The sequence below is a fragment of the Maricaulis sp. genome (assembly GCF_030149235.1).
GTDB lineage: Bacteria > Pseudomonadota > Alphaproteobacteria > Caulobacterales > Maricaulaceae > Maricaulis.
On record NZ_JASBRW010000065.1, the window covers coordinates 1 to 17,399 of the forward strand.

General features: G+C 62.2%; 16 protein-coding genes. 12 read left to right on the forward strand and 4 right to left on the reverse strand.

Annotated features, from left to right (window positions below; all coding sequences use genetic code 11):
* Positions 1-19 precede the first annotated feature (19 nt).
* The 3 genes from fumC (at position 20) to Q1V51_RS09585 (ending at position 2,979) form a co-directional block, all read left to right on the forward strand.
* On the forward strand, positions 20-1,414 hold the full coding sequence (fumC, locus tag Q1V51_RS09575) for a class II fumarate hydratase (protein WP_300555749.1): 1,395 nt from the start codon (positions 20-22) through the stop codon (positions 1,412-1,414).
* Between the two features lie 74 nt (positions 1,415-1,488).
* Positions 1,489-1,689, forward strand: a complete 201-nt coding sequence (locus Q1V51_RS09580; protein WP_300555751.1) for a DUF4169 family protein — start codon at positions 1,489-1,491, stop codon at positions 1,687-1,689.
* Between the two features lie 54 nt (positions 1,690-1,743).
* Positions 1,744-2,979: a hypothetical protein gene (locus Q1V51_RS09585; protein WP_300555753.1), complete on the forward strand. Its 1,236-nt coding sequence runs from the start codon at positions 1,744-1,746 to the stop codon at positions 2,977-2,979.
* Here the strand turns inward: Q1V51_RS09585 and Q1V51_RS09590 are convergent.
* Entirely contained in the window at positions 2,976-3,281 is a 306-nt protein-coding gene (locus Q1V51_RS09590) for a hypothetical protein (RefSeq protein ID WP_300555755.1), read from the reverse strand. The genes Q1V51_RS09585 and Q1V51_RS09590 overlap by 4 nt on opposite strands.
* Before the next feature lie 120 nt (positions 3,282-3,401).
* Between Q1V51_RS09590 and Q1V51_RS09595 the strand changes: the two genes are divergently transcribed.
* Complete coding sequence (locus Q1V51_RS09595) at positions 3,402-3,617, forward strand: ribbon-helix-helix domain-containing protein (protein ID WP_300555757.1); 216 nt, start codon at positions 3,402-3,404, stop codon at positions 3,615-3,617.
* Here Q1V51_RS09595 and Q1V51_RS09600 read toward each other — a convergent pair.
* Complete coding sequence (locus tag Q1V51_RS09600) at positions 3,614-4,216, reverse strand: hypothetical protein (RefSeq protein WP_300555759.1); 603 nt, start codon at positions 4,214-4,216, stop codon at positions 3,614-3,616. The genes Q1V51_RS09595 and Q1V51_RS09600 overlap by 4 nt on opposite strands.
* Positions 4,217-4,274: 58 nt before the next feature.
* On the opposite strand from Q1V51_RS09600, the gene Q1V51_RS09605 reads away from it, so the two are divergent.
* The 8 genes from Q1V51_RS09605 to Q1V51_RS09640 all read left to right on the forward strand — a co-directional run bounded on the left by Q1V51_RS09605 (position 4,275) and on the right by Q1V51_RS09640 (position 13,558).
* Positions 4,275-5,999 (forward strand): chloride channel protein, encoded by a 1,725-nt coding sequence (locus tag Q1V51_RS09605; protein ID WP_300555761.1) that lies wholly within the window; start codon positions 4,275-4,277, stop codon positions 5,997-5,999.
* 66 nt (positions 6,000-6,065) lie between these two features.
* Positions 6,066-6,593, forward strand: coding sequence for a hypothetical protein (locus Q1V51_RS09610; RefSeq protein WP_300555763.1), 528 nt, complete (start codon positions 6,066-6,068; stop codon positions 6,591-6,593).
* Positions 6,594-6,801: 208 nt separating this feature from the next.
* Positions 6,802-7,155, forward strand: coding sequence for a hypothetical protein (locus Q1V51_RS09615; protein WP_300555765.1), 354 nt, complete (start codon positions 6,802-6,804; stop codon positions 7,153-7,155).
* A gap of 171 nt (positions 7,156-7,326) precedes the next feature.
* Entirely contained in the window at positions 7,327-9,621 is a 2,295-nt protein-coding gene (locus tag Q1V51_RS09620; protein WP_300555767.1) for a UvrD-helicase domain-containing protein, read from the forward strand.
* Positions 9,622-9,699: 78 nt separating this feature from the next.
* Positions 9,700-10,560, forward strand: coding sequence for a 50S ribosomal protein L11 methyltransferase (locus tag Q1V51_RS09625; protein ID WP_300555768.1), 861 nt, complete (start codon positions 9,700-9,702; stop codon positions 10,558-10,560).
* A 35-nt stretch (positions 10,561-10,595) separates the two neighbouring features.
* Positions 10,596-12,434 (forward strand): aminopeptidase P family protein, encoded by a 1,839-nt coding sequence (locus Q1V51_RS09630; RefSeq protein ID WP_300555769.1) that lies wholly within the window; start codon positions 10,596-10,598, stop codon positions 12,432-12,434.
* Entirely contained in the window at positions 12,434-12,958 is a 525-nt protein-coding gene (locus Q1V51_RS09635; RefSeq protein WP_300555770.1) for a hypothetical protein, read from the forward strand. Before Q1V51_RS09630 ends, Q1V51_RS09635 begins: the two co-directional genes overlap by 1 nt.
* 60 nt (positions 12,959-13,018) lie before the next feature.
* Entirely contained in the window at positions 13,019-13,558 is a 540-nt protein-coding gene (locus Q1V51_RS09640; RefSeq protein WP_300555771.1) for a hypothetical protein, read from the forward strand.
* On the opposite strand, the gene ligA is transcribed toward Q1V51_RS09640, so the two are convergent.
* Both ligA and recN read right to left on the reverse strand, forming a co-directional pair.
* Entirely contained in the window at positions 13,555-15,663 is a 2,109-nt protein-coding gene (ligA, locus tag Q1V51_RS09645) for an NAD-dependent DNA ligase LigA (RefSeq protein ID WP_300555773.1), read from the reverse strand. The genes Q1V51_RS09640 and ligA overlap by 4 nt on opposite strands.
* 32 nt (positions 15,664-15,695) lie before the next feature.
* Positions 15,696-17,393 (reverse strand): DNA repair protein RecN, encoded by a 1,698-nt coding sequence (recN, locus tag Q1V51_RS09650; RefSeq protein WP_300555775.1) that lies wholly within the window; start codon positions 17,391-17,393, stop codon positions 15,696-15,698.
* Positions 17,394-17,399 lie beyond the last annotated feature (6 nt).

The following is a 17,399-nucleotide window of genomic DNA, read 5'->3' on the forward strand; positions in this document are numbered from 1 at the left end:
CTGCAAGGAGCCTCCCCTCATGAGCGAGATGCGCACGGAAACCGACAGCTTTGGTCCTCTTGAAGTCCCCGCCGAAAAACTCTTCGGCGCGCAGACGGCCCGCTCCCTGATCAACTTCCCGATCGGCACGGAAACCATGCCGTTCGCGCTGATCCGCGCCCTGGGCATCGTCAAACGGTCCGCAGCCCTGGCCAACAAACGCCTGGACAATCTCGAGCCGGAACTGGCCGACGCCATCGTCACCGCCGCCACGGAAGTCGCCGAAGGCCAGTGGAATGACCACTTCCCGCTGTCGGTCTGGCAGACCGGCTCGGGCACGCAGTCGAACATGAACACCAATGAGGTGGTCTCCAACCGCGCCATCCAGATTCTCGGCGGCACGGTCGGCTCGAAGGACCCGGTGCACCCGAATGATCACGTCAACCGTTCGCAATCCTCCAACGATACCTTCCCGACGGCGATGCATATCGCCGCCGCCGAACAGATCGCCCATGCGCTGATCCCGGCGCTCCAGCATCTGCACGCCGCGCTCGCGGCCAAGACGGAAGAGTTCAAGGACATTATCAAGATCGGCCGCACCCACCTGCAGGATGCAACGCCGCTGACCCTGGGCCAGGAATTCTCCGGCTATACCGCAATGGTCAAAAATGGCATCCGCCGCGTTGAAGCGACGCGCGAAGCGCTGCACGAACTGGCCATGGGCGGCACCGCGGTTGGCACTGGTCTCAACACCAAGCCGGGTTATGCAGAAGCGTTCGCCGAGGAAGCGGCCAGCTATACCGGCCTGCCCTTCATCACCGCACCGAACAAGTTCGAGGCCCTGGCCACCAAGGATGCCCTGGTGGAAGCCCACGGCGCCCTCAACTCGGTTGCCGTGTCGCTGTTCAAGATCGCCAATGACATCCGCCTCTTGGGCTCCGGCCCGCGCTCCGGTCTCGGCGAGATCGCCCTGCCGGAAAACGAGCCGGGTTCCTCGATCATGCCGGGCAAGGTCAACCCAACCCAGTGCGAAGCCATGACCATGGTCTGCGCCCAGGTCATGGGCAATAACACCGCCGTCTCCTTCGCCGGCAGCCAGGGCCATTTCGAGCTCAACGTGTTCAAGCCGGTGATCATCTTCAATGTGCTGCAGTCGATCCAGATCCTGGCCGACGCCGCGCGCACCTTCACCGACAAATGCGTCACCGGCATCAAGGCGCGCGAGGACAATATCAAACAGCACAAGGAGAGCTCGCTCATGCTGGTCACAGCGCTCAACTCGACGATCGGCTATGACAACGCCACCATCGTCGCCAAGACGGCGCACAAGAACGGCACCACTCTGCGCGAGGAAGCGGTCAAGCTCGGCTTTGTTACCGAAGAGCAGTTCGACGCCATCGTGCGTCCGGAGCAGATGATCGGGCCGAAGGCGTAGGTTCGGCAAACCCGGACGAATTTCATGACCCCGGGGCGGCTTGCCTCCCGGGGTCACGTCTCCCGGATACCCAGATGACCTCAAAACCCGTCAATCTCCGCCAATTCCGCAAGCGCAAGCAGCGCGAGGACAAGGCGAAGCAGGCGAAGGCCAACCGGCTCGCCCATGGCACACCGAAATCGCTCAGCGAGCCGGTCCGCGAAGAGCGTGAACGCCTGTTGCGCGAGCTGGAGGCCAAAAAGCTCGACGGGAGCGACGAGGAAAAACCCGTATAAATTGCATTGAAAGGCTGACTCCCCTAAAGTGGCAACTCACTTTCGGGGGACGAGATGACTTTCGGAATCGCAATCGAGGTCGCGATCGGCCTGATTTTTCTGTATCTCTTGCTCAGTCTGTTTGCGACGGCCCTGGTCGAACTGATCGCCAATGGGCTCGTCCGGCTACGCCAGAAGACGCTGATGCAGGGGCTCTACCTCCTGCTCCAACGCGCCGACACCGGACTTGAGGAGACGCGCAAGATGGACCTGTTGCGCGGTGTGCGGCGGGCTATCGGGGTTGATGGTTTCACCTGGATCGTCTCGGCCCAGGAGACCGGCCTGCCGGCTGCGTCAAAAGCGGAACGGCGACAGACCGGCGATTTCGAGAGCTTCCTCAATACGCCCAGCATCCGCACCACCTTCCTGGCCGGCAGTCAGTATGAGCCCGATGCCCGCATGGCGATCGATGACGGCATTGCCCCGTCCAGCATCGCGCCCCGACAATTCGCAATGGCGCTGCTGGAATGGGCCGACAAGGAACAAAAAAAGCCCGATGCGCAATCCAGCGGCGATATCGATACCGGGACTCCGTTCGACAGTTTGAACTATCTGCCGGATACGCCACTGACCCAGTCGATCCGGACCGCGGTCAAAACCGCCGACAACAATGTCGATGCGGCCCTGGCCCAGATTGAAGCCACCTATCAGCGAGCGATTGACCGCATTACCGGCATGTTCACCCGCAAGATCCGCATGTGGACACTGTGGATCGCGATCGGCCTCGCCGTTGTCGCCAATGCCGATACCATCACGATGACCGAGCGGCTCTGGACCGACCGCACCATGCGCGAGGCGATTGCCGGCGTGGCGGACACCTATGCACAGAGCTGTGTCTTGCAAGGCGAGAACGCCAACGCAGAGGTGGATTGCTCGCTTCTGACATCGAGCGGGTCTGCGGAGAGCGACAACACCGGGACGGACGCTGTGGAGGATATCGCCGATACACGCGGACGCATGCAGACCCTGAATGAGGCCCTGTCGCTCTTCCCACTCAACGGGGTTAGTGGGGCCTATAATGAGGTGACCTTAGCCGCGAACCCCCGCCTCGCTTTTCTCAGCAAGCTGATCGGCCTTGGCCTCACAGCCATTGCATTATCCCTCGGAGCGCCGTTCTGGTTCGACCTGCTCAAACGCATCATGAGCATCCGGGCGATGGGCCGGCGCGACAGTGCCGAAAGTGATGCAAGCCGGTCCGACACCGCCGCAGCGCCCGCACCGGCAGCACCAGCAACCGGCGGCAGGCACTAGAAGGGCGAGTTCAGAGCCGGGTTCTTGCCATGCTTGCGACGATAAGCGGTCAGCAGCCGCTCCGCCTCGGCCGTCTCGGTCACGGTCTCGAAATACATCAGCGCTTCGGGCAGCACCGGCTGGTACCCGTCGGCAGGCTCCAATTCCCGCTCGAAGGCTTTGCGCAGCGACCGGGCCGGGGCGATCTTGAGCACCGAGGACAGATCTGCCTCATGCGCCAGCAGCATAAAAACGCCCGGCGTGTCGGGCACGCGGGCTTTTAACAGGCTGGAGAGCGGAATGGGTTTGTGCCAGCGGCGCATGAACGGGCCTGATTGAGGGTTGCGAACTCGACTGAACGCCTAGACCAGCAAGGTTAAGCAACGGCTTAAATCATCTGTACGGCATTGCCAGCCGCGCCGCGATCCGCCACATCTTTGATCATGCCCCTGATCAAGCGATCCATTTCCCTGTCCGGCCACCGCACCAGCTTGTCGCTCGAACCGGAATTCTGGTCTGCCATTGACCAGGCGATCGCCGCGGAGGGCCACTCGCTCGCCGGATTGATCAATCAGATCGATAGCGCACGCGGCGAGGAGCCGCTGGCTTCCTCGGTGCGGGTTTGGGTTGTGCGACGCCTGATGGCGGATGACGGCTAGTCCGTGCCAAGCGCCTCATGGTCGGCTGCAATACGCGCCAGCTCTACGGTGCTTGCTGCATTGAGATCCATCGGCTCGCCTTCACCGCAATCCCAGCTCCGCGCATAGGTGTCGGCTACGCGCCGGGCCCAGACGTTGGCGTTTTCCAGGCTCAACGCGTCCAGATAGGCGATCACGCAGGCGGTTTGCGCGTTCAGCGCCGTCACCGCAAGCACCTCGGCGCGTTCGGCATAAACCGTGTCCCGGGCGACATCGCTGGGCGTGTCGTAGCGATAGCGATGAATGGTGGCAAAGGCCTGCTCGCCGTCCAGTCGCCATTCCATAACATTGTTATAGCCGCCCCAGAGCCCACGGCTCGGCGTCCCCAAAAAACCCGACTGACCACGCGAGGGATGAACATACTGGATGGCCTGGCCGTGTTCGCCGACTGCCACGGTCAAGCGCCAGTCAGCATAGCCCGGACAGCTGATATCGAGCCCGCCGGGCACTTCCAGCCCGGTACAATCCGCGTCGAAAATCCGCGTATAGGTGCTGGTGATATCGTCACTCGTACCGGTCTGTGCGGCCACCAGCAGAGCGGCGGTCAAAATCGTAATCATGGCGTTTCCCCTTGGCTTCCCGGCATCTAAGTGCGTCGCACACGATTTGGCCAGAGCCATGCCGAAGCCGCGCGGCAATCAGCGGGTTCCGTATTTTGCAGGCGGCGTTCGGCTTGACGCTGGCTCCCGCCTCGCGCCTATTGGCGGTGTGAACGATTCCGGGGCAAATCGTGGACTCATATCCAAGCTGGCGACCGCATTCCGTGACGGACGGGGCGGCGCGCTATGGGTTATGGGCGTGCTTGTCGGCCTGATCGCCGGCTACGCCACGCTTGGCTTGCGCCTCACCATCAGCGCGATCGAGGTCCTCGCCTTCGGCGTCACCGAGGAATCGCTCGCCAGCGCGGCCGCTGACCTGCCCGATGGGCGCCTCCTGCTCACCCCAGTGGTTGCAGGCTGTATCATCGCGGCCCTGCTCTGGCTGGGTGGCCGGGCCGGCTGGGTCAATAATGGGCGCGCGTCCGGCGTGCCCGATGTACTGGAAGCCCGGGCGGTCAAGAATGGCCGCATCGAACTCAAGACCGGTCTCTACTCTGCGCTTCTGGCTGCCATTTCGCTGGGCGGTGGCGGCAGCGCCGGTCGCGAGGGTCCAGCTGTTCACCTGGGCGGGACTCTGGCTTCCCAGGTCTCGCGCCTGATCGGGCTGAGCCCGCGCGGCAGCCGCATCCTGCTCGCCTGTGGCGCCGCAGCGGCGGTGTCGGCCAGCTTCAATGCACCGGTCGCCGGGGCGCTCTTCGCATTCGAGGTCGTGTTGGGACACTACGGCCTGCGCTCTATTGCACCGGTCGCCGTGTCCAGCGTGATCGGCGCGCTCATCGTCCGCTTCCATCTCGGTGATGATGCCGCCTTCGCCATCACGCAGGCTTATCAAAGCCATTTGTTCGACTATCCCGCCGCCGCGATGCTGGGCATTGCTGCAGCCGGCATGGCGATCCTGTTTGACCGGGGCGTTCTTCATGGCGGCGGCTGGATTGACGGGGTTGCGGAAAGGCTGCGCCTGCCGCTCTGGCTTTTGCCCATCCCCGGTGGACTGATGATCGGCTGCCTCGCTCTCATCGCACCGGAAATCCTGGGCGTGGGCTATGAGGCCACCAGCAATGCCCTGTCAGGCGAGTATATGTTCAACGAGCTGATCGTTCTGATCGCTCTCAAAACTCTGGCGACCTTCGTGACGATCGGCTTTCGCTTTGCCGGCGGGGTTTTTTCGCCATCGATCTATCTTGGCGCCATGCTTGGGGCTGCCTTCGGTTTGATCATGGTGCAGCTTTTCGGCGATCAGACGGCTGGAGCCGGTTTCTTTGCTGTCGTCGGCATGGGAGCCGTATCCGGAGCCGTCCTTGGCGCCCCCCTCTCTACCACGCTGATCGTGTTCGAATTGACATCAAGCTATGAGGCGGCGGTCGCTGTCCTGGTCGCGGTCTCGTTGGCAACGGTGCTGACCCAGTCCGCTCTGGGAGGATCCCTTTTCCATAAACAGGTGATGCGGCGGGGCTATGATATTTCCGGCGGGGCCAGCCGGCTAGTTCTGCAAATGGTCCGCGTGCGCCAATGCATGATGCCACTGGATCATTGGGGAGAGGCGGAGATTGATTCAGGCGTCTGCCTTTATGAGGACGATACGCTGGGCCGAGCCATGGGCGTGTTCGACGCCGAACAGCTCGAAGGGGCCGCAGTTAGGAGCCGGTCCGCGGATCAGCCGATCATCGGCTGGCTGACCAAGGCGGACGCCCAGGCCGCCTATGCCAAATCCCTCGCCGAAATTAGCGAAGAAGAGCACCGCTAGCATCAAAACACCTGGTCGCAGCGCCAATAAGGCTTCGGAAAGGATGTTCGTTTAGGGTGTGAAATGATGGCTATGGTGGGTCGGATAAACGGGCATGAAAGCCCCGTACTGGGAGATGGCGCGCTCGCAGCAGATGCCCTGCGTGCAGCGAATATCAATCCAGACACCGGCTTGGCAACCGACTATCTCAACCATTTCAACGAAGTCGTCATGTTGATGGAAATGCTTCCGGACATGCGCGACTGTGCCGAAGACGTGCTGGAATGGAAGCCGGCGAGCTATTGCGAGCATTTCGAGCAATCAGCCTTCAAGGACAAGGACCTCGCAGTGCTGGCCTACAGCGCTGCACCGCGGCCGGTGCGGGTTCATCTGGAAACCTTGATCCTTCAGATCGATGGCGAAGTCGAACGCGCGCAGTCCTTCCTGCGCCAGAGCCAGGCCCCGGAGATTTGCGCCGAGATTGCCCGACTGGCGAACGAGGATATCAAGCCGCTGATCGCTGCCGCTTCGTCAGCCATCAACGGCCAGTCGGAGCCGGTCGAAGATCAGCCCGATGAAGCTCTTCAGGCCGATATCGACGCTATGTTCGGTTAGGCAGAATGCCGCGGGCACGGCCCCGGCCGAAGCTCCGGAAAAGTTTCAACCTGCGACCAGGGCACTTCGAAATCGAAGTCTAATTCTCTGTTTTTATATGGTTTATTCCTTCCCCCTCCCGGTTATATTATATAATTCATTTCAATTCCCGCTGAACAGGTCCGGGATAGCGCACAGAGTTAATCCGGGATCCCGGGGGAGGCCTCGTATGTCCGCGCGTATGTCGCTTGCCGGAGTGACGGTCGACACGACCACTGAAGAGATCGAAAAGATCGTGACCGCGCTTCGCGTTGAACAGTCCGAGGGCGGCGACGGCCCGCATCTTCTCATGCTGATCAACGAGTTATGTGCGGCCTATGAAACGCTCTTCGAAGACCTCGCGATCGCAATCAGCGACCGGGACGGCGTATCGTCCCGATTTATCGAGCGCCAGCATGAGGCCTTCCTGTCCGAGCTGGTGAATTATGCGGATGAGAGCCGCTGTCAGAACGGTGAGCTCTCCACCGCCTTCTATCATTTTCTGGAAATGGGTCCCTACCAGACATCGGCCCTCGCTGCGTAGGCCCATTTCCTCCCCCCGGCCGGACCGGTTCCGATACGTCAGAACCGGTCCGCGCGGGCGCCCCACCCCTGAACAAACACCGAACAATCGCATCTTCCGCCCTTGGGATTAGTCCCCATCCGGGTCAGACTGGTGGGCTGTAACGAATCGCAACCCGTCCGGCCTCGCCCCATGTCCAATCTTTCCATTTCCGATATGGCCCGTCCGGCGCCGCCCTCGCCCTATCTAGAGGGGCTCAACCCGGAGCAGCGCGAAGCCGTTGAAGCGGTGGAAGGGCCCGTCCTCGTACTGGCCGGCGCGGGCACCGGCAAGACGCGGGTTCTCACCACGCGCCTGGCGCATATCCTGGCGACCGGCACGGCCCAGCCCTGGCAAATCCTCGCCGTCACCTTCACCAACAAGGCGGCGCGGGAAATGAAAGAACGGGTGGGGCGTATTATCGGTGAAGCGGTAGAGGGCGTGCCGTGGCTTGGCACCTTCCACTCCATTTCCGCCCAGATCCTGCGCCGTCATGCCGAACTGGTGGAGCTGAAGTCCAACTTCACCATTCTCGACACCGATGACCAGCTGCGCCTGCTTAAACAGATCATCCAGGCCGAAAATATCGACGAGAAGCGCTGGACACCCCGACACCTCGCCTCGCTCATCGACGGCTGGAAGAACCGTGGCCTCCTGCCAGACCAGCTCGGCGAGGAAGATAAATGGTCCTTCGCCGAGGGCCGAGGCCAGGGCCTCTACCAGATGTATCAGGACCGTCTGAAGACGCTCAATTGCTGCGATTTCGGTGATCTCCTGCTGCACACGCTGCATATGTTCAAGGACCACCCCGACGTCCTGGCCGAGTATCACAAGAAATTCCGCTATGTGCTGGTCGACGAGTATCAGGACACCAATGTCTCGCAATATCTCTGGCTGCGGCTGCTCGCCCAGGGCACGGGAAATATCTGCTGCGTGGGCGATGATGATCAGTCGATCTATGGCTGGCGCGGAGCGGAAGTCGACAACATCCTGCGCTTCGAGAAGGACTTCCCGGGTGCTCATGTCGTCCGACTTGAGCGCAATTACCGCTCGACCGAACACATTCTCGCGGCAGCATCGGGGCTGATCGCGGCCAATCGGTCCCGTCTGGGCAAGACATTGTGGACCGAGGATAGTGGCGGCGAGAAAGTCCAGGTTCGCGGAATCTGGGATGGGGAGGCCGAGGCCCGCTTTGTCGCCGAGGAGATCGAGAACTGGTCGTCCAAGGGCCGTGCCTATTCCGACTCGGCCGTGCTGGTCCGGGCCGCTTGGCAGATGCGAGCCTTCGAGGACCGCTTCATCATGCTGGGCCTGCCCTACAAGGTCATCGGCGGGCCGCGCTTCTTCGAACGCGCCGAGATCCGCGATGCCCACGCCTATTTGCGCCTCGTACGGTCACCGGAAGATGATCTGGCCTTCGAGCGTATCGTCAACACGCCCAAGCGCGGCATTGGCGACACATCGGTACAGAAGATTGCCATGACGGCCAGGGCCATGGGCGTGCCGATGAGCGAAGCGGCCCGCGTTATGGTCACCACCGACGAGATCCGCGGCAAGGCCCGCACAGCACTGCAAGTCTTCCTGCGAGATATTGATCGCTGGCGCGAGCAGGCAGAGCATTCCCGGCTCGACGAGCTGGCAGAGATCGTTCTCGATGAGAGCGGATACACCGCCATGTGGCGTGAGGACAAAACGCCCCAGGCGGCCGGCCGGCTGGAAAACCTCAAAGAACTGGTTCGTTCCATGGGCGAGTGGGACACGCTTGAGGCCTATCTCGAACACGTCGCCCTGGTCACTGACGCCGATCGTGCTTCGGACGATGATGACGAGGTGTCCTTGATGACGCTGCACGGCGCCAAGGGCCTGGAATTCCCGCTGGTTTTCCTTCCCGGCTGGGAAGAGACCGTCTTCCCCTCACAGCGCTCGCTGGATGAGGGCGGAACGCGTTCGCTCGAGGAAGAGCGCCGGCTTGCTTATGTCGGCATCACCCGGGCACGCGAACGGGCCATCATTACCTTTACCGCCAATCGCATGATCTATGGCCACTGGCAGGCCGTAATCCCCTCCCGCTTCATCGATGAATTGCCTGTCGATCACGTCGAGGCCAAATCGGAGACCGGCTATTATGATGGCGGACCGGGACGCGAGAGCTTCACCGGCACTGCCGATCCGATGGCATCGAGCTATTCCTCACCCGGCTGGAAACGCTATCAGACCAACACACAATCCGGTCGCAAGAGCGATCCCCCGACCATCAATGCCAAAGCAACGCTGATCGAGAGCGGGGGCTCGGACAAGACCGGCAAATGGCAGGCCGGGGACCGCGTCTTCCACGACAAGTTTGGCTATGGGACAGTCAAAAAGGCGGACGGTGCGAAATATACCGTCAAGTTCGACAAGGCCGGCGAAAAGAAAGTCGTCGAAAGTTTTCTTCGGGACCTGCCCTAACCGACGGGACTCATCACTCGCAGCCCTTGCCTAAGCGACAAAAACCAGCCACACCCCGGCGCCAGACAAGGACACTCCATGACCAATCACTGGCGCCTTTCCGCCCATTCCGATTTCGCTCAACTCGCCGATATTGTGCAGCACCTCGATGAGGTCGGCGTTGAGGGCATGACCTCGTGGTCGATATTCGACGAGGGCGAGGTCGCACGGCTGGACCTGATATTTGATGGTGAACCGGATCTCGCCATGGTGCGGCGCAAGGCCGGGCTGCCGGACAGTATGGAAATCGAAAGCGCAGCCATGCCCGACGAGGATTGGGTGAAGCTCTCCCTCAAAGGCCTCAAGCCGGTGGAAGCGGGACGTTTCGTCGTTTTCGGCGAGCATGATCGCGATCAGATTTCCGCTGACAAGGTCATGCTCGAGATCGAAGCGGGCCCCGCCTTTGGTACCGGCCATCACGGCACCACACGGGGCTGTCTTCTGGCTTTTGACGAGATGCTTGCAAGGGGAGAGGCACCGGCCACTGTGTTTGACCTCGGCTGCGGCACCGCAGCGCTGGCCATCGCCGCCGCCAAGACCTTGCCGGACGCAGAGGTGCTGGCGTCCGATATCGACCCGGAAGCGATCGAGGAAAGCCAGGTCAATTGCGAGAAAAACGGGACTCCGGGCATTGATTGCTTTGTTGCCGAAGGTCTCGATCACGCCAAACTCGCCGGCCGACGGTTCGACCTTATCTTCGCCAACATCCTCGCCGGGCCGCTTGTGGCCCTCGCCCCGGGCATTGCCAACGCACTGGTTCCGGGCGGCAAGGTGATCCTGTCCGGCCTGCTGAGCGAACAGGAAACCTGGGTGCGTGAGGCCTTTGAGGCTGCAGGTCTGTCCGTCCTGCGTCGTGAGCCGATCGAGGGCTGGGAAACGCTGATTGCAATGAAAGCCTGATTGCATGCGTCATGGAGCGGGCCTAATTTCGCCCCATGACCCAGATGATCTCTCAGACTTTCGACGTTAAGGGCGGCCCGCAATTCGGCCGCGACAATCTCCCCAAACTGCGTACAGAACTCCAGGCCCTCGGGCTGGACGGCTTCCTGGTGCCGCATGAGGACGAGTACGACAATGAATACCTGCCCGATTGCAATGAGCGCCTGCTCTGGCTGACCGGCTTTTCCGGTTCCGCCGGCGCCGCCATCGCCATGAAGGACCGCGCCGCTGTCTTTGTGGATGGCCGCTACACGCTTCAGGTCCGCCAGCAGGTTGATGGCAATCTGTTCGCCTATTGCGACCTGGTTGAGCAGGGCATGCATGGCTGGATCCAGAGCGAAGCTAAGGTGGGCGAGAAGATTGGCTATGACGCCCGACTGCACAGCCCGGCGGCGCTGGACAAGCTGAAAACGGCAGCTGAGCGCGCCGGGGTCGAACTGGTCAGCGTCGACAACAATCCGCTGGACAAGGCCTGGACGGACCGCCCGCGAGCGCCCATGGCGCAAATCAATCCGCAGCCGCTCGAGTTCGCTGGCGAGAACCATACCTCCAAGCGCGAGCGGATCGGTGTCGCCATTGAACGCGGCGCTGCAGACGCAGCGGTATTGACCGCACCGCCCTCAATCGCCTGGTTGCTCAATATCCGGGGTGGCGACGTGTCCCGCTCACCGCTTCCCCTGTCGGCAGCGATTCTCGGCAAGGACGGCAAGGCGACGCTGTTTGTGGCGCTGGAGAAGCTGACAGATGAAACCCGAACGCATCTGGGCAATGAAGTCGCCCTGCGGCCGGAAACCGAATTTGCAGCCGGCCTGGCTGAACTGACCGGCAAGACGGTCCGGGTCGATCCGACGACCGCCTCGGCCTGGGTCTTTGAACAGCTCAAGGCAGGCGGCGCAACGGTCCAGGAATTGGAAGATCCGGTGATGCGCCCGAAGGCGGCCAAGAATGCTGCCGAAGTCGAGGGCGCGCGCCAGGCGCATATCCGCGATGGTGCTGTGATCGTGAAATTCCTGCACTGGCTCGACACCGAGGGTCAGTCCGGCGAGGTCGACGAAATCCAGGCCGCCCAAAAGCTGGAAAGCCTGCGGGCCGAATTGCCGGAACTGCGCGATCTCTCCTTCGACACGATCTCCGGCGCGCAGGGTAATGCGGCTTTTGCCCATTACCGCGTGTCCGAGGACAGTAATCTGAAACTGGCGGACGGCTCGCTCTATCTTGTCGATAGTGGCGGCCAGTATGCGGACGGCACGACTGACATCACCCGGACGGTCCCGATCGGCACGCCGACGGCGGAAATGCGTACGCAGTTCACGCGCGTACTAAAGGGCCATATTGCCCTCTCCATGATCCGTTTTCCCAAGGGCACCACCGGCACCCAGCTCGACATCCTGGCGCGCATGCCGCTGTGGCAGGCCGGCTTCGACTATGATCATGGCACCGGTCACGGTGTTGGCAGCTTCCTCGGCGTGCACGAAGGCCCGCAGCGCATTGCCAAAGCGCCGAGCTCGGTTCCGCTGGAGCCGGGCATGATCGTGTCCAACGAGCCCGGCTACTATAAGGAAGACGCCTTCGGTATCCGGATCGAGAACCTGCAGGTTGTGACAGACGCGGCACAAATACCCGGCGGTGAGCGGGACATGCTGGGGTTTGAAACCCTGACCCTGGCCCCGATCCATCGCACGCTCATCGATCTGCACCTGCTGACGCCGGAGGAGCTGATGTGGATGGATCGCTACCATGCCCTGGTGCGCGAAAAACTCCTGCCGCTGGTCGAAGGCCAGGTTGCGGACTGGCTGCTCAAGGCGACCGAACCTCTGGCCGGCGCAACGCCCTGATGCGCCGCAGCGTCCTGCCGATATTGGCGGCCGCCCTTCTGGGCGGCTGCTTCTATGCCGACGATCCCCTGATCTCGCGGCGCGCAGCGGATTTCCCGCTGGCGGAGGGACGCTATTCCCATACGCCTTACCACCCGGATGGCCGCCCGTTCGACCGCGCCACCTGGACCGGTGAAATCGAGCGCGAGGGCTGGAGTTACGCCTCAGATGAAGAAGCCTTCCCGCACCAGCATGTTCGTCTTCGCGAGCTCACCGACGGTCTCTACGCGGCACAACGCGAGAATGACGGCAACTACCTGTTCGGTCTGGTCTTCACCTATCCCGGCGGCATCGTCACCTATCATAACCCATCCTGTTCCGACCTCTCCGAAAGCGCACGCGACCGCTACGCGCTGAGCGTCGACATGGAAGAAGGTACTTGCCTGATCGATCGTTGGGATGTGCTGGAAGCCGTGCTCCTGACCTATCTGGACGAACAGAACGGCGCGCCGCGCGTTGACGGTGTTTACCGGCGTCTCGACTGAATGCCTCATTTTCGGCACGCGAACTCCCTAGGCTCGATTCAACGACAGGGGGAATTTGTCATGCTCAATCGCGTTCGCGTCGTCCTGACTGCCATGCTCGCTACCGCACTGGCCGGATGTTTCTACTCTTATCAACCGCTGATCACGGCCGAAAGCGGCGTTCAGCCTATTCCACCCGGCAGTTATCGCGCCTATTCGGTCGACGAGCGTGGCGAGGCCACCGACGATGACAACTGGGCTGGCGACGTGGTGTATCTGGACGGACGCCTGCACTCGGCGACCGATGACATGCCGCTCCAGGATGCGGTCTTCCATGAAATGTCTCGGGACATATTCATCGCCGTCTCAGAGGATGTGGATGATGGCGATCAGCGGATCTATGTCATCGTCTTCCGCTATCCCGGTCACCGTCTGTTCGCGCATTTCCCGGAATGCGACGACCTATCCGCTGAAGCCGTCCAACAGGCCGGGCTTGACCGAGACCAGCGCGGCAATTGCGAAGTCACAAGCCTCGACCAGCTCGAGCAGGCCCTGACGCTCTACGTGCAAGAGAATGAGGGGCTGATCCTGGACGGGGCTGTGTTGGAACCGGCAAACTAGCCCTCGCCGATCAATCTGAACCAGTCGTCCTCGCTAAGCGTTTCCACACCCAGCTCGGCCGCCTTCTTGGCCTTCGATCCAGCCCCGGGACCGGCGACGAGGTAATCGGTCTTCTTTGACACAGATCCAGCCACCTTGGCGCCCAGCGCTTGGGCCTTGGCCTTGGCCTCGTCGCGCGTCATCCGTTCCAGGGTACCTGTGAAGACAACCGTCTTGCCCGCGACAGGACTGTCGCTGGCTACAGCCTCGGCATCCTGAATGTCGAGCTCGGCAGCCAAGGCATCGAGCAGGTCGCGATTGTGCGGCTCACCGAAATACTGCTCCAGGGCCTCAACCGCCGCCGGCCCCAGCCCATCTATGCCAAGCATGTCTGCCCGCACGGCATCATCGCCGAGTTGTTCTGCCGCCGACTTGAACTGGGTCCAGCTGGTATAGGTCCGCGCCAGCAGGGCCGCTGTATTCTCGCCGACATGGCGTATACCCAGCGCGTTGATCACCCGTGCCAGAGCAATCCTCCGGCGCTCATCGATCGCGTTGAACAGATTGGCGGCGCTGGTTGCACCCCAGCCTTCGCGATCCTGGATCGGTGGGTCGATCTCGCCGGCATCATTTCGCTTGCGAAGCGTGAAAATGTCCGCCGGCTGGCGAACCAGTCCCTCGTGATGAAATGCCTCGATCTGCTTGGTCCCCATCCCTTCGATATCGAAGGCCTTGCGCGAGACAAAGTGCTTCAGGCGCTCAATCAGCTGTGCCGCGCATATCAGCCCGCCTGTGCAGCGCCGCACGGCATCAAGCTTGCCGCTTTTCTCATCGTGTTCGCGGACGGCCTGGCTGTCGCAAACCGGGCAACGCGTCGGGAATTCAAAGAGTCCAGCTCTATCCGGACGATCAGGGTTGGTGACACGGACAATTTGCGGAATCACGTCCCCGGCGCGCTGTACAACAACCGTATCGCCGACGCGGACATCCTTTCGCGCAATCTCATCTTCATTGTGCAGGGTGGCATTGGAGACAACGACACCGCCGACCGTCACCGGCTTGAGGCGCGCAACCGGCGTCAGTGACCCGGTGCGCCCGACCTGGATATCAATGCCCTCGAGTACTGTGGTCGCCTGCTCGGCCGGAAACTTGTGGGCGATGGCCCAGCGGGGTGCCCGCGCGACGAAGCCGAGGCGCTCCTGCCAGTCGAGCCGGTCCACCTTGTAGACGACGCCGTCGATATCATAGCCGAGTGCCGCTCGGCGGGCCTCGATATCGCGATAGACCCTAAGAACGGCCGCAAGCGTATCGCAGCGCCGCATCAGCTCGTTTGTCGGGAAGCCGAGCGCCTTGAAACGCTGCACAGCCTCGAATTGGGTTGGGGCCAGCGGTTCACTCACCTCGCCCCAGGCATAGGCAAAAAAGCGCAAGGGGCGGGTGCGGGTCACCACCGGATCGATCTGCCGCAAGGAGCCTGCCGCCGCGTTGCGCGGGTTTTTATACTCCGGCTTGCCAGCCTCAACCTGCCTGGTGTTGAGAAGCGCAAAATCGGCATGTGACATATAGACTTCCCCGCGAACTTCCAGTACCGCGGGCCAGTCATCACCGGGCAGGTTTTCCGGGATATCGTCGAGGGTCAGGAGGTTGCGGGTGACATCTTCACCGGCGGCCCCGTCACCCCGGGTGGCACCGGATACCAGGCGGCCGCTTTCATAGCGCAAGCTGGCCGACAGACCGTCGATCTTGGGCTCGGCCGTAATAGTGACCGTTTCGCTCTCGCCGAGGCCGAGAAAACGCCGGATCCGGCCAATGAAATCCGCCACATCCTCGTCATTGAACGCATTGCCCAGCGACAGCATCGGCACAGCATGCTTGATCTCGCCGAACTTGCCGGAGGGAGCCGAGCCGACGCGTTGGGTCGGACTGAACAGATCGACGAGGTCCGGATAGCGGGCCTCGATCGCCTCAAGCCGCTGCTGCAAGCTGTCATAGGCAGCATCCGAGATCTTCGGCGCGTCATGCTGGTAATAGTGCTTGTCGTGAGTGGCGATTTCCTTGGCAAGCCGCGCGTGTTCGTCGCGCGCTTCAGCCGAATTCAGATCGTCAACATCCTTGAGTGCGCTCATAAGCCGTCCCGCTGAATCAATGCGCGAACAGTCTAGGCCTCAACCGCCATGAGTGCATCCGCCTGAGCCCGCGCAGCATCAGTAATATCAGCACCCGACAGCATACGGGCAATCTCCTCGCGCCGGGCTTCCCCCGTCAGCTGCACCAGCGTCGTGCGCATCCCGCCCTGCCCGTCATCCTGCTTCTCGATTTTCCAGTGATGATCAGCCAGCGCCGCCACTTGCGGAGAATGAGTGACAACGAGGGTCTGGCCTTGCCGGGCCAATTGCTTCAACCGGCGGCCAACAGCGTCCGCAACAGCCCCACCGACGCCCTGGTCAACCTCGTCAAAGACCAGCACCCGCCCCTGTTCCTCAGAGGCCAGAACGACCTTGAGCGCGAGTCCAAAGCGCGACAGTTCGCCCCCGGATGCGATCTTGTCCAAGGCCCCGAATGGAGCACCGGGATTGGTCGAAACCTCAAACGCCACCTGGTCGCGTCCGCCTGGGCCGCCGCGCTCACGGTCGCTGATCACGGCAACGCGAAAGCGGGCCTTATCCATTTTCAGTGGCGGCAGTTCAGCCGCTACCGCCTCAGCGAGGCGTTCGCCAGCCGCAGCGCGACTCGCCGAGAGCGCATTCGCGGCGTCATCATAGCGAGCCATGGCTGCAGAGACGGCCTTCTCGGCCTCAGCAATCTGGTCTCCAGCCTGATCAATAGCCTCCAGCTTGGCGGCGATCGCGGCCTGGATCTGCGGCAGGCCATCGGGCTGCACATCGTGTTTTCGGGCTGCGCCGCGAATAGCGAAGAGACGCTCCTCGACCGCCTCAAGCCGGCCCGGTTCAACGTCGAAGGCCTCGGCCGCATCCGCTAGCGCCTCCCCCGCCTCGCCAAACTCTATCAGCGCACGGTCGATCGCACCGGAGGCCCGCTCCAGCGCATCGCCGGCCTCACCCCCGGCCGGGCCGATCTGGTCGCGGACCCGGTCGAGCCCTCGGAGGGCGGCGTTCAACCGGTTCTCCAGCCCACCGCCATCACTGGTCAGGGCAGACTGAGCGTCTTGCAAATCGCCCAGAGCGCGCTCGGCGCCTTGCAGGAATTGGCGCTCCTCTGCGAGCGCCGTCTCTTCGCCCGGCCTGGCCGCAAGCCGATCGAGTTCCTCAAGCGCATGTTGAAGATAATCCTGCTCGTCCTGGGAGGCGTTATTGGCAGAAATCAGATCATCCAGCCGCCTCCGAGCGCCCTGCAGCGAGGCCCAGGCAGTCCGGCAATCGTCCAGCAGGCCGGTATGACCAGCATAGGTGTCCAGATGGCCACGATGGGTTTTCGGATCCATGAGGCCGCGGCCATCATGCTGGCCGTGAACCTCGACAAGGGCATCACCCAGTTGGCGCAGAAGCGCAACGCTGGCGGGCTGGTCATTGACGTGGGCGCGGGAGCGACCGTCTTCAGTCAGTCGCCGGCGCAGAATTAGCGCCTCACCCGGCTCCGCCTCGATATCGGCTTCCCTGAGCAAGCCCCAGACCGGATGATCCGGGAGCAGCTCGAATGTCGCAACGGCGCGCGCCTCATCGGCGCCGGACCGGACCTGCGCGCGTTCCGCTCGCTCACCAGCGGCCAGGCCCAAAGCGCCCAGAAGAATGGATTTACCGGCCCCGGTCTCACCGGTCAGCGCACACAACCCGCTGTCAAATACCGCATCGAGCGTGTCGATCAGGACCACATTGCGGATGGAGAGGGCGTGCAGCATTCAGCG

Coding starts and splice junctions, on each gene's coding strand:
- fumC (WP_300555749.1), top strand. CDS start 20: ATGAGCGAGATGCGCACGGAAACCGACAGCTTTGGTCCTCTTGAAGTC.
- Q1V51_RS09580 (WP_300555751.1), top strand. CDS start 1,489: ATGACCTCAAAACCCGTCAATCTCCGCCAATTCCGCAAGCGCAAGCAG.
- Q1V51_RS09585 (WP_300555753.1), top strand. CDS start 1,744: ATGACTTTCGGAATCGCAATCGAGGTCGCGATCGGCCTGATTTTTCTG.
- Q1V51_RS09590 (WP_300555755.1), bottom strand. CDS start 3,281: ATGCGCCGCTGGCACAAACCCATTCCGCTCTCCAGCCTGTTAAAAGCC.
- Q1V51_RS09595 (WP_300555757.1), top strand. CDS start 3,402: ATGCCCCTGATCAAGCGATCCATTTCCCTGTCCGGCCACCGCACCAGC.
- Q1V51_RS09600 (WP_300555759.1), bottom strand. CDS start 4,216: ATGATTACGATTTTGACCGCCGCTCTGCTGGTGGCCGCACAGACCGGT.
- Q1V51_RS09605 (WP_300555761.1), top strand. CDS start 4,275: ATGCCGAAGCCGCGCGGCAATCAGCGGGTTCCGTATTTTGCAGGCGGC.
- Q1V51_RS09610 (WP_300555763.1), top strand. CDS start 6,066: ATGGCTATGGTGGGTCGGATAAACGGGCATGAAAGCCCCGTACTGGGA.
- Q1V51_RS09615 (WP_300555765.1), top strand. CDS start 6,802: ATGTCCGCGCGTATGTCGCTTGCCGGAGTGACGGTCGACACGACCACT.
- Q1V51_RS09620 (WP_300555767.1), top strand. CDS start 7,327: ATGTCCAATCTTTCCATTTCCGATATGGCCCGTCCGGCGCCGCCCTCG.
- Q1V51_RS09625 (WP_300555768.1), top strand. CDS start 9,700: ATGACCAATCACTGGCGCCTTTCCGCCCATTCCGATTTCGCTCAACTC.
- Q1V51_RS09630 (WP_300555769.1), top strand. CDS start 10,596: ATGACCCAGATGATCTCTCAGACTTTCGACGTTAAGGGCGGCCCGCAA.
- Q1V51_RS09635 (WP_300555770.1), top strand. CDS start 12,434: ATGCGCCGCAGCGTCCTGCCGATATTGGCGGCCGCCCTTCTGGGCGGC.
- Q1V51_RS09640 (WP_300555771.1), top strand. CDS start 13,019: ATGCTCAATCGCGTTCGCGTCGTCCTGACTGCCATGCTCGCTACCGCA.
- ligA (WP_300555773.1), bottom strand. CDS start 15,663: ATGAGCGCACTCAAGGATGTTGACGATCTGAATTCGGCTGAAGCGCGC.
- recN (WP_300555775.1), bottom strand. CDS start 17,393: ATGCTGCACGCCCTCTCCATCCGCAATGTGGTCCTGATCGACACGCTC.